19 protein-coding genes and 1 riboswitch are annotated in these 16,918 nt (G+C 51.0%); of the genes, 2 read left to right on the top strand and 17 right to left on the bottom strand.

Annotated elements, in window-relative coordinates:
* Window positions 1–11: 11 nt before the first annotated feature.
* The 6 genes from IYN85_RS03590 to IYN85_RS03565 form a co-directional block, all read right to left on the bottom strand.
* A complete protein-coding gene (locus tag IYN85_RS03590) occupies window positions 12–623 on the bottom strand; it encodes an FMN-binding negative transcriptional regulator (protein WP_196157460.1) in 612 nt (203 codons plus the stop codon).
* Window positions 623–1,597, bottom strand: a complete 975-nt coding sequence (locus tag IYN85_RS03585) for an NAD(P)-dependent alcohol dehydrogenase (protein ID WP_196157459.1) — start codon at window positions 1,595–1,597, stop codon at window positions 623–625. The genes IYN85_RS03590 and IYN85_RS03585 overlap by 1 nt, the downstream gene beginning before the upstream one ends.
* A gap of 54 nt (window positions 1,598–1,651) precedes the next feature.
* Window positions 1,652–1,957 carry a hypothetical protein gene (locus IYN85_RS03580; RefSeq protein WP_196157458.1) on the bottom strand — a complete coding sequence of 102 codons (306 nt, stop codon included), beginning with the start codon at window positions 1,955–1,957 and terminating at the stop codon, window positions 1,652–1,654.
* Between the two features lie 208 nt (window positions 1,958–2,165).
* Entirely contained in the window at window positions 2,166–3,761 is a 1,596-nt protein-coding gene (gene ushA, locus IYN85_RS03575; RefSeq protein WP_196157457.1) for a bifunctional UDP-sugar hydrolase/5'-nucleotidase UshA, read from the bottom strand.
* A 379-nt stretch (window positions 3,762–4,140) separates the two neighbouring features.
* The gene (locus tag IYN85_RS03570) at window positions 4,141–5,352 is read right to left on the bottom strand and encodes an MFS transporter (RefSeq protein WP_196157456.1); all 1,212 of its coding nucleotides are present in this window, start codon (window positions 5,350–5,352) and stop codon (window positions 4,141–4,143) included.
* A 92-nt stretch (window positions 5,353–5,444) separates the two neighbouring features.
* Window positions 5,445–5,768, bottom strand: a complete 324-nt coding sequence (locus IYN85_RS03565; protein ID WP_196157455.1) for a hypothetical protein — start codon at window positions 5,766–5,768, stop codon at window positions 5,445–5,447.
* A 166-nt stretch (window positions 5,769–5,934) separates the two neighbouring features.
* Here IYN85_RS03565 and IYN85_RS03560 point away from each other — a divergent pair, with 166 nt between their 5' ends.
* Window positions 5,935–6,570 (top strand): rhomboid family intramembrane serine protease, encoded by a 636-nt coding sequence (locus tag IYN85_RS03560; protein WP_196157454.1) that lies wholly within the window; start codon window positions 5,935–5,937, stop codon window positions 6,568–6,570.
* Here IYN85_RS03560 and IYN85_RS03555 read toward each other — a convergent pair whose 3' ends face one another.
* Window positions 6,571–7,461: an acyltransferase gene (locus IYN85_RS03555; protein ID WP_370592149.1), complete on the bottom strand. Its 891-nt coding sequence runs from the start codon at window positions 7,459–7,461 to the stop codon at window positions 6,571–6,573.
* A gap of 268 nt (window positions 7,462–7,729) precedes the next feature.
* Between IYN85_RS03555 and IYN85_RS03550 the strand changes: the two genes are divergently transcribed.
* The gene (locus tag IYN85_RS03550; protein ID WP_196157453.1) at window positions 7,730–8,443 is read left to right on the top strand and encodes a sulfite exporter TauE/SafE family protein; all 714 of its coding nucleotides are present in this window, start codon (window positions 7,730–7,732) and stop codon (window positions 8,441–8,443) included.
* Here the strand turns inward: IYN85_RS03550 and IYN85_RS03545 are convergent.
* The 10 genes from IYN85_RS03545 to moaA all read right to left on the bottom strand — a co-directional run bounded on the left by IYN85_RS03545 (window position 8,425) and on the right by moaA (window position 16,774).
* Entirely contained in the window at window positions 8,425–11,082 is a 2,658-nt protein-coding gene (locus IYN85_RS03545; RefSeq protein WP_196157452.1) for a DUF2339 domain-containing protein, read from the bottom strand. The genes IYN85_RS03550 and IYN85_RS03545 overlap by 19 nt on opposite strands.
* A 57-nt stretch (window positions 11,083–11,139) precedes the next feature.
* On the bottom strand, window positions 11,140–12,171 hold the full coding sequence (locus IYN85_RS03540) for an ATP-binding cassette domain-containing protein (RefSeq protein WP_196157451.1): 1,032 nt from the start codon (window positions 12,169–12,171) through the stop codon (window positions 11,140–11,142).
* Window positions 12,171–12,839 carry a molybdate ABC transporter permease subunit gene (gene modB, locus IYN85_RS03535; RefSeq protein ID WP_196157450.1) on the bottom strand — a complete coding sequence of 223 codons (669 nt, stop codon included), beginning with the start codon at window positions 12,837–12,839 and terminating at the stop codon, window positions 12,171–12,173. The genes IYN85_RS03540 and modB overlap by 1 nt, the downstream gene beginning before the upstream one ends.
* Window positions 12,836–13,546 (bottom strand): molybdate ABC transporter substrate-binding protein, encoded by a 711-nt coding sequence (modA, locus tag IYN85_RS03530; protein WP_196157449.1) that lies wholly within the window; start codon window positions 13,544–13,546, stop codon window positions 12,836–12,838. Before modA ends, modB begins: the two co-directional genes overlap by 4 nt.
* Window positions 13,540–13,989, bottom strand: coding sequence for a molybdopterin synthase catalytic subunit MoaE (moaE, locus tag IYN85_RS03525; protein WP_196157448.1), 450 nt, complete (start codon window positions 13,987–13,989; stop codon window positions 13,540–13,542). Before moaE ends, modA begins: the two co-directional genes overlap by 7 nt.
* Window position 13,990: 1 nt before the next feature.
* On the bottom strand, window positions 13,991–14,242 hold the full coding sequence (gene moaD, locus IYN85_RS03520; RefSeq protein ID WP_196157447.1) for a molybdopterin converting factor subunit 1: 252 nt from the start codon (window positions 14,240–14,242) through the stop codon (window positions 13,991–13,993).
* Window positions 14,239–14,730 (bottom strand): cyclic pyranopterin monophosphate synthase MoaC, encoded by a 492-nt coding sequence (gene moaC, locus IYN85_RS03515; RefSeq protein WP_196157446.1) that lies wholly within the window; start codon window positions 14,728–14,730, stop codon window positions 14,239–14,241. The genes moaD and moaC overlap by 4 nt, the downstream gene beginning before the upstream one ends.
* Window positions 14,727–15,269: a molybdenum cofactor biosynthesis protein B gene (gene moaB, locus IYN85_RS03510; protein WP_196157445.1), complete on the bottom strand. Its 543-nt coding sequence runs from the start codon at window positions 15,267–15,269 to the stop codon at window positions 14,727–14,729. The genes moaC and moaB overlap by 4 nt, the downstream gene beginning before the upstream one ends.
* Entirely contained in the window at window positions 15,266–15,805 is a 540-nt protein-coding gene (locus IYN85_RS03505; protein WP_196157444.1) for a molybdenum cofactor guanylyltransferase, read from the bottom strand. Before IYN85_RS03505 ends, moaB begins: the two co-directional genes overlap by 4 nt.
* Window positions 15,806–16,774, bottom strand: a complete 969-nt coding sequence (gene moaA, locus IYN85_RS03500; RefSeq protein WP_196157443.1) for a GTP 3',8-cyclase MoaA — start codon at window positions 16,772–16,774, stop codon at window positions 15,806–15,808.
* Window positions 16,763–16,897, bottom strand: a riboswitch (molybdenum cofactor riboswitch). It overlaps the preceding gene by 12 nt.
* Window positions 16,898–16,918 lie beyond the last annotated feature (21 nt).

Below are 16,918 nucleotides of genomic sequence, written 5' to 3'. Positions count from 1 at the left end.
TATTTTTAACGTCAGATCAATGACGACATCGCACTCGCTTTCTCTGTACCCTGCTCCGCTAAATTCCGGGCCACACTTTGTTTGTTTTGTTCCGGTTGATTCTGACTGACTTTCCATTTGCCCTGGATTTGCTCAATAGCGATCTCAACGCCCACAATCGCGCGACTCAATTTTTCAATGTAGTCCGACGGTGCATCGGTCACCTGCCAAGGTTCACGGCGGTGCTGTTCATGTTGTTGCGTCAACTCCGACAGCAATGCCAGCTTCCATTCGGGTTCTTCATGCAATACCAACCTACCCTGTACTTGCACGGTGACATAATTCCAGGTGGGTACCACTTTCGGGTCCAATTGCTTTGAGGCATAGTAAGCTGGTGAAATGTAGGCATCCGGACCATTAAATACCGCTAACATTGAAACTCCGTGCAGCTGAGTCAACGGGTTAGCCCGTGCTATATGTCCACGTAACTGCATCTGCTCACCAGAGCCGGAAACAAGCAATGGCAAATGAAAAACCTGAGGAAATGGATCACCATTCACCACCAGCATGGCTAACGGATTGGCCTGCATGCATTGCCTCAGTTTTTCTGGATTTTTTTGTGCGAACACATCACGTATGTACATCAATACTTCCCTTCAATTTCGATAACCACTTTACCCAGAACCTTCTGCTCACGAAAATGTTGAAAAGCAGAACGAATATCCTGCAAAGGATAGGTTCGATCAACACAAATGCGGATATTGCCCTGTTCAACCTGGCGGACCACCGACATGATATCGGTCGCATTTTGCTGATGCGCTAAGATGCTCATTCTCTTGCCAGATACCCAGGTCAACAAGGAACCCAACGTCAAAGTGGACAGAATATCACGCAGTAAACCACCGACAATCACATAACTGCCGTTGGCTTGCAAAATTCGGAAGTAATCCCGGACAGAATGATGACCGACAAAATCAACTATCTTGTCAAAGCGTTGCAGACCATGTGTGACATCCTGCTGCTGATAATCGATAACGGAATCGGCACCCAGCTCTGACATAAAAGCAAGCTTGTTGGCATGATCGACAGCGGTCACATGCGCGCCCGCCTGTTTGGCAAACTGGATTGCGAAGCTGCCTGCCCCGCCCCCACCGCCATTAATTAATACCTGTTGACCGGCAGTAACATCACCGTACTTACGCAATGCCTGTAGCGCAATCACGGCCGATTGTGGAATCGCACTGGCTTGCACATGACTGATGGTGGCAGGCTTGCGCAAAAGCTTACCGACAGGAACCCGCGCCATTTCGGCAAACCCGCCGAAGACTTCGAAATTATCACAAAACACTTCATCACCAATCGCAAACTCTTTAACGTTTGCGCCCACAGCAACTACGATCCCGGAAATATCCGAGCCCAACACGACTTTACGGGGTCTGGTCAGCCCCATGATTCGCGAGTAGGCTGGAGTACCGCTGAGAAACTCCCAGTCACTGGCGTTAATTGAGGTGGCGACCACCTTTAAAACAACATCATCTGGACCGGGCTTAGGAGGCGCCAGTTCCAGCAGATGCAGGTTCTGCTCATCGCCATAGCGGGTGTGCTGTGCAGCTTTCATTTCGTTTTCCTCCAGAAAATGTCTACTATCCGGTAACGTCACAATCCGTCTTGGTTAATGCTGCGATGTGCCGTATTGTTTTTGTGCACCCAACCGCTGCACGCTCATTCCGACAATGGCAGAGTCGCGCAGTGATGCCAAAGCTAACAAACGATTGTCACATCGATACTGTTGAAAAGCGTCTTCATTAGGAAACTCGACCAAATGTATTTCCGTTCCCGGGCCAATCCCCTGCCGAGTCACCTCATAAGCATCGCGGATTTGACCACCATAGTCCGCCATGATGTCAGCAGCCTGATCTTCAAATTCCGCAAGCCGATTAAAGTCAATCACATTCAAATGAACCAGTACTCGATACATACGACTTTCCTTTACAACGCTCTATCCATCCGCAATGGCGGTTGGGGTTACGATAAGTGAATTATCAAAACATCGGTATTGATTTTTCTCAGTAAGTTGACGATTGGCATTCGAAAAACAAACCCTAACCACCCTACAAGGACGATATAAGAGGCAAAAAAAACCGGCGCACAGGGCGCCGGTTTTGATGTTGAAAAGACAGTCGCGTTTACATGCGATCGATCATGTAACCTGGGTCAAAATCTTCAACCTTGATCGGGCTGTTGTTTTTGATGAATTCCGCCAGCAGGTCAGCGTCAACAAAACCTGTGTTCACGAAGTTCGGGTGATCGCTGACTTTCGGATAGCCGTCACCACCTGACGCCATGAAAGAGTTAATCGCCAGACGATAAGTTTTATTTGCGTCGATTGGCGCACCGTTCACATCCGCAGAATTAATCTCACCATTGGTAGCGATGATTTCAACACCGTAGAACTGAGCAAACGCACCGCTGCCCGCTTCTTTGCTGATCGCCACTTTCAGATATTCCATCAATTCAACACCTGATAGGTCTACGAAGGTCAGGATGTTGGCGAAAGGCTGAACTGTCAGAACATCTTTATAGGTGATGTCGCCTTCTGCCATATCCGCACGAATACCACCAGAGTTCATGATAGCAACATCGGCCTTGGCTTTTTCCATTTGCGCTTTCGCAATCAGGACACCCAAATTCGTTGGCTTGCTGCGCACCATGGCCCGCTCACCAACCAATTTACCATTAGAAGTGCCGATTACTACGTTCAGCGATTCCGCACCCTTATCCTGGTATGGCTTCAACAGGGCTAGCATGGCTGGATCTTCAGGAATTTCAGCTTCTTTCAACACATACGTACTGTTGCCTTCAGCGTCTTTCACGCGGTCTTTCAGGTTGACAGGAATCAGGCGGTACTTAGACGCAACGATGTCACCATTTTTGATGGTCAGATCCAGTCGACCCACGTACTTACCCCATTCGTGGGCTTGCAGGATCAAAGTACCGTTCTGAACATCCGGCTCAAACAAAGGCACCTGGCTGTGACCACCGACGATTACGTCAATTCCGCTCACTGCGCGAGCCAATGTTACATCGCCTGGAGCGTTGCCGCCGTAATTACCGTTGTCGTAGTGGCCCATGTGTGTCACAGCAACCACCAGGTCAGCTTTTTTATTCAGCTTAGGAATGAGTTTTTCAGCCACTTCCACTGGAGATTTGAAGTCGAGGTCTGCCGTGTATTCAGGATTGCCGATTTTCACGGTGTCTTCCGTGGTGAAACCGACGACTGCGATGCGGTTACCCTGCACTTCGAACATTTCATACGCGGGAAACAAGGTATCTTTGCTGCCCTTCTCGAAAATATTTGCAGAAAGGAATGGGAAGTCTGCCCATTCAGTTTGCTTCATCAACACGTCACGCGCATTATCAAATTCGTGGTTACCAACGGCCATCGCGTCATAACCCAGCATGGTCATGCCTTTGAAATCTGGCTCAGCGTCCTGTAAGTCAGATTCAGGTACGCCGGTGTTAATATCACCACCAGACAACAACAGAACTTCACCACCGGCCTGTTGAACTTCTGCACGAATATTGTCGATCAACGTCTTTCGCGCTGCCATACCATATTCGCCATTGCTGTTCTGCCAGAAGCGACCGTGATGGTCATTCGTGTGCAAGATAGTCAGTTGATATTCTTTGTCCTGCTCATAGGCAGGACCCATGGTCATACACCCACTTAATGCGATGGATGCCGCCAAAAGGCTTACGGACGTTTTGTTCCAGATTTTCATTCTTATCTCCGTTTTCGTTATCACCATTTTAAAAGTCATCAATATTCATTCTCAATTGTAACTTTCAACGTTCTACAACGAATTTGGTTAGTTTATTGTGGAGTCACTGTTTACGTACTGCCATGCCCTGATGCGACGGGTGCCGTTCAGGTAATGTAGCTGACGTGAGGCTGAGCTTTACCCTTCCTTAGCTATCTTTTTTTGAATTATTTTAAGGCCGACTTAAATAATCGACCAACTGCTCAAGTTTTGTAAACTGATCAATTTCAGCTTCCTTGTCAAGCGATCTCGCAAAGGATAATTCATTTTCATGAAAAATTTATTAATCTTGTCATAAATGACCGGTTACATTGCGTCAGAGCAACAAATTATGCAACGATTACGCCACCTGCAAGGACTCTTGCGCGTCGGCTTCCCGAATAGGCCAATGCAACATCGCCGCTAAGATACCGAGCACAATACCGGCATACCAGATGCCATTGTAGCTACCGGTCGTTTCATACAGGTAACCTCCCAACCAGACGCCCGAAAAGCTGCCCAATTGATGGCTAAGAAAGACGATTCCGTAAAGAAACGCCATGTAGCGAGTACCGAAAAACACACTCACCAACCCAGATGTGGGTGGCACCGTGGCCAGCCAGAGGAAACCCATTACAGCACTGAACACCAGAATGGACACCAAGCTTACAGGCAAGACCAAAAAGAAACTAATGGCCACTACGCGCAGTGAATATATTGCCACCAATATTCGATGCTTAGGCAAAGTCTGTGATTTAACGCCTGCGTAATAAGCTCCAACAATATTGCACAGTCCGATCAGACTGATGCTCCAGGCACCAACAGAGGGCGCGAACCCCAGATCGACAACATATCCAGGCATGTGCACGGTGATAAACGCCACGTGAAAACCACAAACAAAGAATCCAAACACCAGCAGCGTGTATGACTTAAGCCGGAAAGCGCGGACCAGGATCGCCCACATTGACACTGTTTGACCGCTCGATTTTGCCTCGTTAGCCCCGCTGAATGGCGCCAGCGGGATGGCCAGCAAGGCCATCATAAACGTTGACACCGCCAACATCCGGATGGCTGGATACACCGTCCCGGATTCAATCAACCATTGCATGATCGGCACCACGAGAAACTGCCCGAAACTGCCGGCCGCGGTACCGACTCCTAGAGCCCAACCCCGTTTGGCTTCAGGCACGGCACGAACCATGGCAGGCAAGACAATCCCGAACGCAGTCCCTGCAATACCGCCGCCAACCAGAATACCGGCAGTGAGGATAATCTGCGCCGGTGTTTGAGCGTATGCCATTCCCCACATCCCGGATGCGTACAACAGGACGCCTGTCAGTAACACTTTTAAATTCCCGAAGCGGTCTGCTAACCCCCCGGCAAAGACTGCGATCACTCCCCAGGCCAAGTTCTGTAAGGCCAACGCCAGCGAAAGCACGTCGCGATCCCAGCCTCGCGCCAAACTCAGCGGCTGCAAGAACAAACCGAAACCGGCGCGGTATCCGAAAGAGAGAATCAATAGGCCGCATGCGGCAAGTATGACAACTTTGTAATCAGCGGCATTCGCTTTCATGAAGGTATCCAACAGGTTTTGCGTGCATGATACCAAGTGCAACGAAGAAAATTATAGGGTGAAACTAAAGAACGAGCGTCACTGCGCAGGAACTAAGATTGGTCAGACCAGACCCAACGCACGGGCTCACCAAAATCATCCAGTATCCAGATTTTTTCCGGCTTACGTCGTTTCGGCGTGGGTTTCTTTTTACTTTGTTTACGGGCGTCAATAGCAGCGACGACATCCGGGAGCGGCGTTCGGCTGGCCGCCTTTTCGGTTTCACCCGATTTAAAGGGGTTGATCCAAGGCTTTTCATGCGACAAGCCACTTTGACCACGCTCTACCTGCCGGATATTGCCCCCATGCGACAAAAACGCCTCTACCTGCGCTTGCAGATCAGCCTGCAGATCTTTTTTTGTTCGTACCGGTTTCATAACTGTTCGCTAAAACGTAACTCGACCGGTAATACTAGCAGACCCTGACTATTTTTTCGACGTTTGTAACATTGATGTAAGACTGAACTCTGGCCGTTGTATCCATCGGAAAGCGCTACCATAGTGACCCAAAAGCCAGTATCGCTATCTACCGCTGTGAGTATTCATGAATCTGCTAAAACCCGAACCCGGCTACAAAGTAAGCCCGACACTCGTCGCGGCCAATATTTTGGTGTTTATTGCCTTTTCCATTGCCAATCTATCCTTTACTCAATTCAGCCCGGCCAGTATGTATTGGTTTGGCGCTAATTTTTCCAATTGGGTAGAACAGGGACAATGGTGGCGGTTTATCAGCAGCCTGTTTTTGCATTTCGGTCCAATGCACTTAGTTTTCAACTGCGTATCCATTTTGTTTCTGGGACGCATCATCGAACCGCTCTTGGGGTATTTCAATTTTGCCGGGCTCTATTTTGTAACGGGCATTATCGCTAGTGCCGCCAGCTTCACGTTCAATAAAGATGTGTTCAGTGCCGGCGCTTCCGGGGCTATTTTCGGCTTGTTTGGCGTTTTTATTGCGATACTGTTAAGTAACATCATCCGTAAGGAATTGCGAGATGAGTGGCTGAAGAGCGTCGGCACTATTTTGGTGATCAATCTGGGGATGGGGTTTATTCTCCCAGTCGACAACGCGGCCCATATTGGTGGTCTGCTTTCAGGGCTGATTCTTGGGTTCGCTTTTATTCCAGCGATTCGTCGCCGCTTACGGCGGCTGCTTGAGCAGCAGCCCCGTCCTCCGTTTTAATCAGGATGCTTTGATTTGCGCGATGTGCGCGTCTTTCACTAACCACAGTTCGTGCAGCCATTGCTGAAAGTCTTTCTTGTCCTGACGATTGTGTTGATAGTCCATCGTATGAAACTGATGCGGAATTTCAACGTGACGCAAATGCATCTGCACCGTACCGACCCGACCGCACGCCAAATCCCAGAAGCTGGGGGGCGTCCCCTGATAAACAATGGTGGTATCGATCATGGATGAAAACCGTTCCCCTAGCGCCTGTATAGCAAAGGCAATCCCACCGGCTTTCGGGCGCAACAGGTACTGGTAAGGCGCTTTTTGCTTGTCATGCTTTTCCTGAGTAAACCGGGTTCCTTCCAAGAAATTCACGATACTGGTGGGCTTGTGAGAGAACTTTTCGCAGGCTTTTTTAGTCGCTCGCAGATCGTCATCCGCTTTTTCTGGATGCTTTGCCAGATAGGCACGTGAATGGCGTTGCATGAAAGGATAATCGAGCGCCCACCAGGCTTGTCCGACGACCGGCACCTTAGCCAACTCCTTCTTGATAAAAAACTTCAACAGCGGGATTTTGCCCTTGGTCACATGAAATAAGGCGAAAATGTCCACCCAACTTTGGTGGTTGGAAATCACCATGTACCACTGGTTCATGGATAACTCGACGTTGTTTTCGACCTCGAAACGAATCCGCAATACGTGGCGCAACCAGAACAGAATCACCGCAAGCCAGACATTGGCAACACCGACAACAAAAGGATCGGCGTATTTACCTCGATGCTTTGCCGGCAGCGACACTTTCCAGATAATCGACGAAAACACGAATATGCCGATGATCAACGTATGGATAACCAACAACACCATAGAAACGGCACCCAGAATATTTCGCAATACAAATTTCACACTGTCACTCCAAATCAGGGAAACGGGGTTTTACCGATTTCACTTAAAACTTGCAAGAATTTTATACACTTGTGCATTAACCCATAACAAACCTGAGTCGGTCAGCCAGGGCTCAAAAGCAAAAAACCTTGCTTAAAAATTGGGCCAAATCATAGCCACTTCATGGCATAACGCATCGCCTGTTTCGGAATCATTGTATGTACTCAGGATCAACGATAGTCTTCGCGCCTGAATTGAGAATACGGGTTTGGAGCAGAAGGAATAATGAATGTTTGATCTCTATTGGTGGCTGGCCGCTGGCGCACTTTTCCTGGGTTGCGCCGTGCAAACAGCGCTGGGATTCGGAATGGCGGTCATTGCAGCCCCGATCATTGTCTTATTCCGCCCAGAATGGGTACCGGTCATCATGACCATTGTCGCCTTGGTGCTCAGCGTGCAGAATGCCTTGAGTCAGCGATCGGGCATCGAGTGGAAACATATCTCCCCCGCCATGATCAGTCGAATACCCGGCACGATTCTCGGCGCATGGGTACTCACGCTAATGCCTGTGGAGATGTTGCAGGTTATGGTCGCGATCATGGTCTTCGCCGCCATTTTTGTTACCGCCTTTGCCAGGCCCTTCCCGGCAACCGCGAAAAACCTGACGCTGGCGGGCTTTATTTCCGGTATTACCGGTACCACCACCTCCATTGGTGGCCCACCAATGGCTCTGGTCATGCAACACGCAGCCAGCCATAACACACGCGCCAATCTGTCTATCTATTTCGTGTACAGCTGCATAACGTCGCTGATCAGTTATCAATTACTAGGCGTCATGAATACCACTTTGTGGCTGACCGGGTTCAGTTTTATCCCGGTCGCCTTTTTGGGTTATGTCGTAGGAATCAACATCCGCGGCTGGGTCGATTTGCGATTCCGGCCACTGTTACTTGTGCTCTGCTCAATTTCGGCATTCATTGCACTCTATGGTGCCGTGTTCTGAGCATCAGCGGCGTCTTGCCGGGTTCCTTGCGCGGTGTCCGGTATTGGCGCAATGAAGCCAATGGCCAACAACAGACCACCGACCCCAATGAACGACAGTATGCGGTAAAGCGTACCCACCTGCGCCAAGTCTAAAACAAACATCTTCAGAACAATAATGCCCAACACCGATGCGCCGAGCATCCATCGGCTTCGGCTGGGTTGCAGTCGTGCGCCAGTGATCATTAACAGACCGCCAATAACGGTCCAGACCAATGACCAGACTGTTTGGGTCAGTGCTGACGATAACCACGCATCCACGTTAAAAGCGACGCCTGCGTAATGAAACAGCCAACGATTAAGTTCAATGGTCAAAACAGCCCCCAGCCACATCACCCAAACCAGTCGCAATAAGCGGTGCCGGCGAATAAAGCGGTACAAAATTTCTGCACAGAAAATCGCTGCTAGCAACAGCGGGTGCAACAAAGGCCAGAAGGGTAAAGGCGAGTAATTGCCCAGCCGACTCAACGTGGCCAGACTGAGTGCACTGATAATCAGCAGCGACAGCACGCGGCTGAAACGGCGTACCTTGCCGGCTTGAAAGAAAAGTGCCAGCCCCCGTTGCAGATAAAAAGCGATAACCAATGGGAAAACCATCAGCCAAATCAGATTCCAATCGGTTTGAATCACAGGTGCATGAAACAACGACAATGCGGTCAAGGCAGGCAACACAACCCAAACGATTAACGCATCCCAATCGGCCAATCCGTGATCCGATTTTGCTTGATAACCCCGTACCGCAAACAGGCCAACCGACAACGCAGCCAAAACCCAAAGTTTCAACCCAGACGCCACTTCCGCGTACTCGGCTAAAAAATACATGCCTAGCACGACAAAAAGCAGTTGCAACAAGGGCAAACCCTGACGCAGCAGCGTCCACCGCCAGACAATGGCGGCAGCAAACACCGCGCCCAAGGTCCCAGCAACAACCCAGGTCAGGTACCACAGCGTGTACTGCATAGAATAGAGCTCACTGAGCCAGAATGCCCACTGGTAGAGCCAGATAGAGACAGACCAAACCAGTAACGCCCCTTGTAGATACTGTTGCAGTCCCGAAAAAGGTTGTCGGTACCGTCGCAGCCACACGGCCGAACTAAAACCGGCAAGCGTAATCGCCCCGTAAAGCAGCCAGGAAACCGACAAATGATCCGCGCGAATCTCCGCTTCCAGAAACAGATGAAACGCAAACGCAGCGGCCACCAATTGCAGCAAACATCCCCACACAAAACCGACACGTCGATTAAAACGAACGGCCCAATAAACAAATGCTGCGCCTTCTATCGCGTAAGTTAAACTGGTCAGATTATCGCTTAAGGCATAGGGGACGGCGGCGGTAGCCAATACAACGGCAATGGCCAGCAAGGTTTTCTGACGACTGACCTGAAAGAGCCCGGCATACCAAAGACCGGCCAACCCCAGACACCACGCCACTGTTCCGGCGGATTCGTGAAACAAAGCTTGCAGTGCCAGGGTTGCCGCTGCGGGCACACCAAAAAGCAAACCAGAGGCATGTCGGATAAACACCAATTGCTGGGTGGCTAACCAACGCCAGGCCAATATCGAAAACGCCATTAATGTTACGCCAATGAAGCTCAACATAGGCCACTGCGTAGACGCCTGATTCAAATCGTTTTGCAGGTGTTCAGCCAGCATTAAAGCAGCCAACAAGCCGAAACTGGCGACGTAGGCTTCTCGGACCAGCCAGCGCCAGGGTTTGCTCAAGGCGGTACCAACAACTGCCACGTTCAATACACTGAGGAAGGCAAACAGCCGCCACAATGAAGACACCTCAGAACTGGCAATAAACGGCGTCATGAACCCGCCCAGAAAGGCGAGCATGGCCAACCACTGACTGTCTTGCCGGATAGCTCGGTAGCCAATTAAAACGACCGCAAAAACGCCGGCAATCAAGGTGACTAACCACGGGATCTGCTGATACAACACATGGGCGACGAACAGGGTCACTAACCAGCCAGCGAAGCCGACACCTTGCATGATCTGCGCATACAGGGGCTGTCGTTGATAGAGATAACTCCCGCCTCCTGCGAAAACAACCGATGCCGTGGCCATCAGAATCAGTTTTGCCTGCAGCGTCAGCACTCCGATATCCGATGCGTACTTGCCCAAAAAAATAGCGCCAAAAATCAATACTACGGCACCAACTTGCGCCGTGACATTCATTGCCAACAAACGATCCAGTAATGGTTGCCACCAGGCGGCTTTTTCATCTTTGACGGCAACATAGATATCAACCGAATCCGCCGCTGGTACTGGTTTTACGGCTGCTCGGGTACTGGCCCAGCCCTCAGTTTCCGATGTTTCGCCACCCGACAGCGCATCGATAACGCTTGATTCATAAGATGGCGGCGTTGAACGAGGTTCTTCAACGGGCTTCTGATGCGTCGGTTGAAGGACAGGTGATGTGCTTTCGGCCGGCTTGTCGACGGCGGTTGCATGCGTCAACCGAGTCAGATTGGTTTCCAACGTTTGAAGACGATGCGATAACTGTCCAACACGCCGTAACAACAGGGGGACACCGATCAGCGCGAAACCGAGCGCCAGCAGTAACAGCAACCCCAAAAATGCAGCAAGTGCTTCCATGATTGATTTTTCCCTTCCAGTAAATAGCCCGGAGCGTTCAGTACGACCGGTCAGGCCCTATAATTGACCGTGCCACTGTACCGCACCCACTTTAAATTCCGCAAATACCGCTTGCCCTTGCTGTAATCCCAACCGTGCACACGACCATGGTGAGATGAGCACCCGCAACAGTTGACCGCCAACATCGAGAGAGACAAGCATTCGATCATCCTCACGGGGGCGAATCTCGATAATGGTGGCTGCGAGGCGATTGACCATCGATGTCTGATGCTCAACCCCAATGGCCAAGCTGACATCACCTGCGGCGATAGATACTCGTGCGTGCCCTTCCTGCCAGTGTTCTGGCTGCGACACGTACAAGGGATCGTCACCCAGGCAAACGCGTAAAAATCCGTGTTCAATCTGATCAGCGGTAACGTACAAGGTCGACCAGAGTTGCCCTTCGATACGACTGTTCAAAGCGCTGAATACGTTAGCCTCATACCGGCCGACATTCTCGTCGATAAGATAAGCGCTTTGGCAAAGAAACCGCTGTGGTGCTTCCTGATGACTGGCCACCACCAAGCCAGCCCCGGTTAACCGACAATAATCCGCGACAATGTCGCAGGCAGCTAATAACCGTGCAGAATCCAGCGCAGAAAAAGCTTCATCCAACAGTACCCACCGGCGCCCAGTGGCCAGCGCTCTCAGCAACGCAACTCGCTGAGCTTGCCCACCAGATAATTTGGCGCAGGATGTGTCGGTCAACGCTTCGAGATCCAATCGTTGCAGCCAATGCGACATCGGCAACGCATGCACCCGGTTATACTTAGCGCCATAAGCGATGGTCTGCGCAACGGTATGATGAGCAAACATGACCGGTTGCTGATGTACCAGCGTTACCTGATTCTGCCAGCCATGACCCATCGGGACGCCGGCATCAGTCACCGCCCCTTGAGTCGAAGGTAATAGTCCCGAGAGCAAGCGCAACAACGTCGTTTTTCCCGCCCCACTGTTACCCAGTAAGGCAACCTTTTCACCCGGACTGAACTCACCCCGGCAGATCAAGGTATTATTTGCTGTGATGGTATGGCGAATATCAAACTGCATCAGCCCACCCTCACGGCGGCATGACTGTTCCAACGGTACAGCGAAAACAGGGTTAACAATGAGGTGACGACCAGTCCACCGGCAATCTGATGCGCCAACGTATAATTGAGGCTTTCAACCTGATCAAACAACAGTATGGACAACACCTGAGTCTGGCCGGGAATATTCCCGCCGATCATCAACACGACGCCAAATTCGCCAACGGTATGCGCGAAGCCGAGCACCGTGGCTGCAACCAGGCCCGGCAGAGCCAAAGGCAAACGAATATCCCAGAAAGCCCGCCAGGGGCTGGCCCCAAGTGTGTAGGCGGCTTCAGATATTTGCCGCCCCTGACCTTCAAAGGTCCTCTGCAACGGTTGCAATACGAATGGCAATGAGTACGCCATGGAACCAATGACCAGCCCCCAAAAACTGAATGCCAACGTCTGCCCAAATGTGCTCTGCCACCATGCGCCAACAGGATGCTGAGGCGACATTAATAACAGCAAATAGAAACCAAGTACCGTGGGTGGTAGCACTAAGGGTAATGCCACCACCGACTCCACCCAGGGTTTCAACCAGGACCGGGTATTGGCCAACCATGAGGCGAGGGGTAAGCAAATGATCAATAAGAAAAGTGTGGTCGTTAAGGCAAGTTTTAATGTCAGAAACAGTGCACTGGTAATCATGGGGATTCCGGCAATCGATAACCCTGTTGTTGAATAATGTCTTTGGCGAATGGTGTGTCCAGAAACCGTATTAAGGCATCTACCCTATTGGAAGGTTTGACGATCACCAACTGCTGACGAATGGCATCGTACTCTGTTCTGTCCAGTTCAACAACGTCATCAAAACCCTGAGCAACCGACGCAGCAATGAGGCCGACATCCGCCAGCCCAAGTGACAAGTACTGCCTTGCCTGGGTGACATTATTGGCCAGAACCCGTTCGCCCCGGAAACCGACCCGATCGAGTACCTGTTGCGCGGCCAAGCCATAAGGCGCATGTGCGGGGTTCGCATGTATCACACGTCTCGAGTAATCCTTTAAATCAGCGATGCCGCTCAACGCCGTGTTATTGATTACCAGCACCAACTGACCCATTGCGTAATCGCGGCGAGCATTCGCCGGTAACTGCAGTCGGTCAACCAACAGGCGGGGGCGTTCGACATCGGCCGCAAAAAAAACATCAAAAGGGGCACCTGAAATAATTTGCTGAAACAGAACGCCGGTGGACGCAGATGACAGCGATAACTGAATATTTGTACTTTCTGTGAAGGGGTCTGCCAACGCTTCCAAAACGGGCTTAAAACTGGCGGTTACCGCTATATTGAGTTGTTCCTGCGCCAACCCCAAACAGGGCACCAACAGCAACAGCAGCCGGTACACGGCTACCATGTGTCAGCCTTTTTGGCATCGCTGTCCTTTGCATCGACCCAGCGTTCGCCTTTGTCCGTTGACTCCTTTTTCCAGAACGGCGCACGCGTTTTCAGGTAATCCATAATAAACTCTGCCCCGGCGAAGGCGGCTTCCCGATGCGGACTGGACGTTGCGACAAACACAATCTGATCCGACGGTTGCAGCGGACCCACCCGATGCACCACCCTGACCCGGTTCAGCGGCCAGCGTTGCTGTGCCTCGCTGATGATATCGGCCAGAGCCGACTCGGTCATACCCGGGTAATGCTCCAATGTCATGGAAAAAACCGCGTCACCCTGATTGAGATCCCGAACCCGCCCGACAAAAAAAACCACGGCACCATCGTCGTTGTTTTGCTGACAAACAGCGTCATATTCGTCCTGAACATTAAAGTCTTCTGTCTGCACCGAGATATGAATCATGCTAACCACCCGTCACCGGCGGGAACAGCGCCACCTCGTCTCCGGCCTGCAGCGGAACATCGTCATTCACCATCTGTTGATTCACAGCAGACAATAATTTTCCACTTAAAAATCCCGACCAATGTGGGTACTGCTTCTGAAGATATTCTTTGAGTTCACCGAGACTGGCAACCTCACCTAACGGAATTTCCAGCGCGTCTGTTTTCGTTTCTTCGCGCAAACGGGCAAAAAATTTCAAGGTAAACGTATTCATGGTTGTTGCTCTCCGCCAGCGTGCCAGTGTCCGGTTTTACCGCCCAGTTTTTCCAGCACCCGAAGACCTTCGATGCGCATGGCCGGGTCGACAGCTTTGCACATATCAAATAGCGTTAACGCGGTCACGGACGCAGCTGTCAGGGCTTCCATTTCGACGCCGGTTTTGCCATCGAGCTTGCAAAATGCTTCTATACGAACGCGTTTCTTCGCGGCTTGTAGTTCCAAATCTACTGCTACCTTTGACAACATCAGCGGATGACACAATGGAATCAGATCACTGGTGCGTTTGGCACCCTGTATACCCGCCACACGCGATACTCCAAAAATATCACCCTTGTGATGATCACCCCGCTGAATCAGCTCAATAGCGGACTCGCTCATATAGACATAGGCTTCTGCCCTCGCCTCACGAGTCGTTACGGCTTTGCCAGACACGTCGACCATGTTGGCCTCACCTGATGCGTTTACATGACTGAACGAGCTCATCCGCGGGTCTCGCATAACTCAGTAGAGGTCTGCTTCAGGTGCATAACAAAATTACAGGGTTTATGTCGGGCGTCTAATTGTTGCTGCAAAATACCGTCCCAGCCGGTGCGACAGGCACCTGTCGAACCTGGCATACATACGACCAATGTTCCGTTTGCCAGCCCAGCCAGAGCCCGGCTCTGGACCGTTGATGTCCCGATGTCCTGAAACGACAATTGACGAAACAACTCACCAAAGCCATCGACCTGCTTCTCGAGTAACACAGATACTGCCTCGGGTGTGGAATCCCGGCCGGTAAAACCGGTTCCACCAGTGATCAACACAACCTGAGTATCGGCTGACGCTATCCACTTTGAGACCTGATAGCGGATCTGGAACACATCATCTTTTTCGATGCGTTTTTCGCTGATGCGGTGCCCGGCTTCTATGGCACGTTCTACCAGAAGAGCACCAGACGTATCGTTGCTTTCATCGCGCGTATCAGAAACGGTTAATACGGCGATATTCAAAGCTTCAAACTCTTTTGCAGCATGACTCATACCTTGCTGACTCCTTCAATAAAATGTTGCCATTGGGATGGCGTATTAATGTTTGTTAGTTCTTTCTGCACGTCCGGATGCTTGACCCAAAGGCCGTTTAGCACATTGACCAGGGCATACACCGAGCGCTTGCCCTGCTCGTCTTCTAACCACTGGTCCAGAGTGAGGGTTAACTGATTGGTCTTGGGTAGAAACAGAGGCAGCGGGCAGCCTTCAAAACTGACTGGGCGCTGATGATGGGTACCCTGAGCCTGTAAATAGCGCACTGCGGCGATCGACAACAAGGGCATATCAACGGGAATAACAATCCAGTTCGCCACCGTTGGGCAATGCCAAAGCGCAGAATGAATACCTGCTAAAGGCCCAAGATAACCGGTATGAACGTCAGGCAATCGGCTGACCACGTGGAAACCAGCCTGTGCAAACCGTTGTTCTTGCCAGCTGAGCAGATCGGCTTCTGCAAACGGTAATGAGCCCTTGTCTTGGCCCATTCGGGTCGACGCGCCACCGCTGAGTAACAGAATACTGGCCGACATTTAGCCACCGATCTGACTTAGGTTGGCCATAGCGCCGCTGATATGGTTTTGCAGCGAATGGGCGGCGGACTTACCCTGTACATGATTGGTCACGGCATGGATCAAATCATCTATCGGCACGGATGGCTGCAAATAGGGGCGTATGTCGATGCCGTGTTCAGCAAACAAACACAGATGCAGCTTCCCTAAACTGGACACCCGTAACCGATTGCAACTGGCACAGAAATCTTTGCTGTACGGCATAATCAGGCCAATTCTGCCTTCATAGTGGGGATGCCAGAATTCCTGCGCGGGTCCGGCTGCAACGTCGCGCAACACAGCCTGCCAACCATCGGCCAATAACCGTTCTTTTACCTCGCCGCCACTGACATGGTGCTCACGGAAAAACACTTGCTGATCTGCGGTTTCCATCACTTCGATGTAACGTAAGGTCACCGGCGTCTGTTTAAGCCAGGCGAGAATGCTGGAAAGGTCGTCATTAACTCCCTTCATTAACACCGAATTGACCTTGACCTTCAGTCCAAGCGACTGCGCTATCTCAATACCTTCCAATACCTCATCCAGCCGATCATGGCCGGTTATCTGCTGAAATTGGTGCGCATCTAGGGAGTCAATCGACACATTCAACTGCGACAGACCCGCACGGGCCCATTCCTGAATGCGTTGAGGGAGTTTATAGCCATTGGTGGTCAGCGCCAGAGTCTGAATGCCATCAATCCGGTTAATCCGATCAATAATCTCGGGCAAATCGCGACGCAAGCTGGGCTCGCCACCGGTTAGGCGAATTTTTTGAGTGCCCATTCTGGCGAACGCCTGCGCTGTCTTTTCAAGTTCAGCGGGCGAGAGAAAGGCGTCTTCTGGCCGACCCTGATAACCATCAGGCAGGCAGTAGGTACAACGGAAATTACAAACATCCGTTACCGAGAGACGCAGGTAATAGAACCGGCGCCCAAATGTGTCTTGTAACATCGATCACCTTTCCAAATCCGGGAGGCCATGCCGTTTCCAGTCAGGACCCTGTCGCAAAATGCGAGGTGACAGTCTCTTATGGTAAACCACTTAGAAGACGGTCACTCGGTGTAATGTATTCATGTTAATGGATCCGCGCTGCAA

Origin of the sequence: Reinekea sp. G2M2-21, from assembly GCF_015687175.1 — a bacterium.
Lineage (GTDB): Bacteria > Pseudomonadota > Gammaproteobacteria > Pseudomonadales > Natronospirillaceae > Reinekea.
The sequence above is the reverse complement of the archived record's forward strand: the minus strand, read 5'-3'. Positions and strand labels throughout refer to the sequence as shown.

Bases quoted from the DNA above. Each gene is read 5' to 3' on its own strand.
- moaE (WP_196157448.1), bottom strand. From the start codon at position 13,989: ATGATTCATATCTCGGTGCAGACAGAAGACTTTAATGTTCAGGACGAA.
- modA (WP_196157449.1), bottom strand. From the start codon at position 13,546: ATGGTAGCCGTGTACCGGCTGCTGTTGCTGTTGGTGCCCTGTTTGGGG.
- IYN85_RS03590 (WP_196157460.1), bottom strand. From the start codon at position 623: ATGTACATACGTGATGTGTTCGCACAAAAAAATCCAGAAAAACTGAGG.
- IYN85_RS03560 (WP_196157454.1), top strand. From the start codon at position 5,935: ATGAATCTGCTAAAACCCGAACCCGGCTACAAAGTAAGCCCGACACTC.
- IYN85_RS03585 (WP_196157459.1), bottom strand. From the start codon at position 1,597: ATGAAAGCTGCACAGCACACCCGCTATGGCGATGAGCAGAACCTGCAT.
- IYN85_RS03540 (WP_196157451.1), bottom strand. From the start codon at position 12,171: ATGCAGTTTGATATTCGCCATACCATCACAGCAAATAATACCTTGATC.
- IYN85_RS03505 (WP_196157444.1), bottom strand. From the start codon at position 15,805: ATGTCGGCCAGTATTCTGTTACTCAGCGGTGGCGCGTCGACCCGAATG.
- IYN85_RS03580 (WP_196157458.1), bottom strand. From the start codon at position 1,957: ATGTATCGAGTACTGGTTCATTTGAATGTGATTGACTTTAATCGGCTT.
- moaC (WP_196157446.1), bottom strand. From the start codon at position 14,730: ATGAGCTCGTTCAGTCATGTAAACGCATCAGGTGAGGCCAACATGGTC.
- moaB (WP_196157445.1), bottom strand. From the start codon at position 15,269: ATGAGTCATGCTGCAAAAGAGTTTGAAGCTTTGAATATCGCCGTATTA.
- IYN85_RS03570 (WP_196157456.1), bottom strand. From the start codon at position 5,352: ATGAAAGCGAATGCCGCTGATTACAAAGTTGTCATACTTGCCGCATGC.
- moaD (WP_196157447.1), bottom strand. From the start codon at position 14,242: ATGAATACGTTTACCTTGAAATTTTTTGCCCGTTTGCGCGAAGAAACG.
- IYN85_RS03550 (WP_196157453.1), top strand. From the start codon at position 7,730: ATGTTTGATCTCTATTGGTGGCTGGCCGCTGGCGCACTTTTCCTGGGT.
- moaA (WP_196157443.1), bottom strand. From the start codon at position 16,774: ATGTTACAAGACACATTTGGGCGCCGGTTCTATTACCTGCGTCTCTCG.
- IYN85_RS03545 (WP_196157452.1), bottom strand. From the start codon at position 11,082: ATGGAAGCACTTGCTGCATTTTTGGGGTTGCTGTTACTGCTGGCGCTC.
- modB (WP_196157450.1), bottom strand. From the start codon at position 12,839: ATGATTACCAGTGCACTGTTTCTGACATTAAAACTTGCCTTAACGACC.
- IYN85_RS03565 (WP_196157455.1), bottom strand. From the start codon at position 5,768: ATGAAACCGGTACGAACAAAAAAAGATCTGCAGGCTGATCTGCAAGCG.
- ushA (WP_196157457.1), bottom strand. From the start codon at position 3,761: ATGAAAATCTGGAACAAAACGTCCGTAAGCCTTTTGGCGGCATCCATC.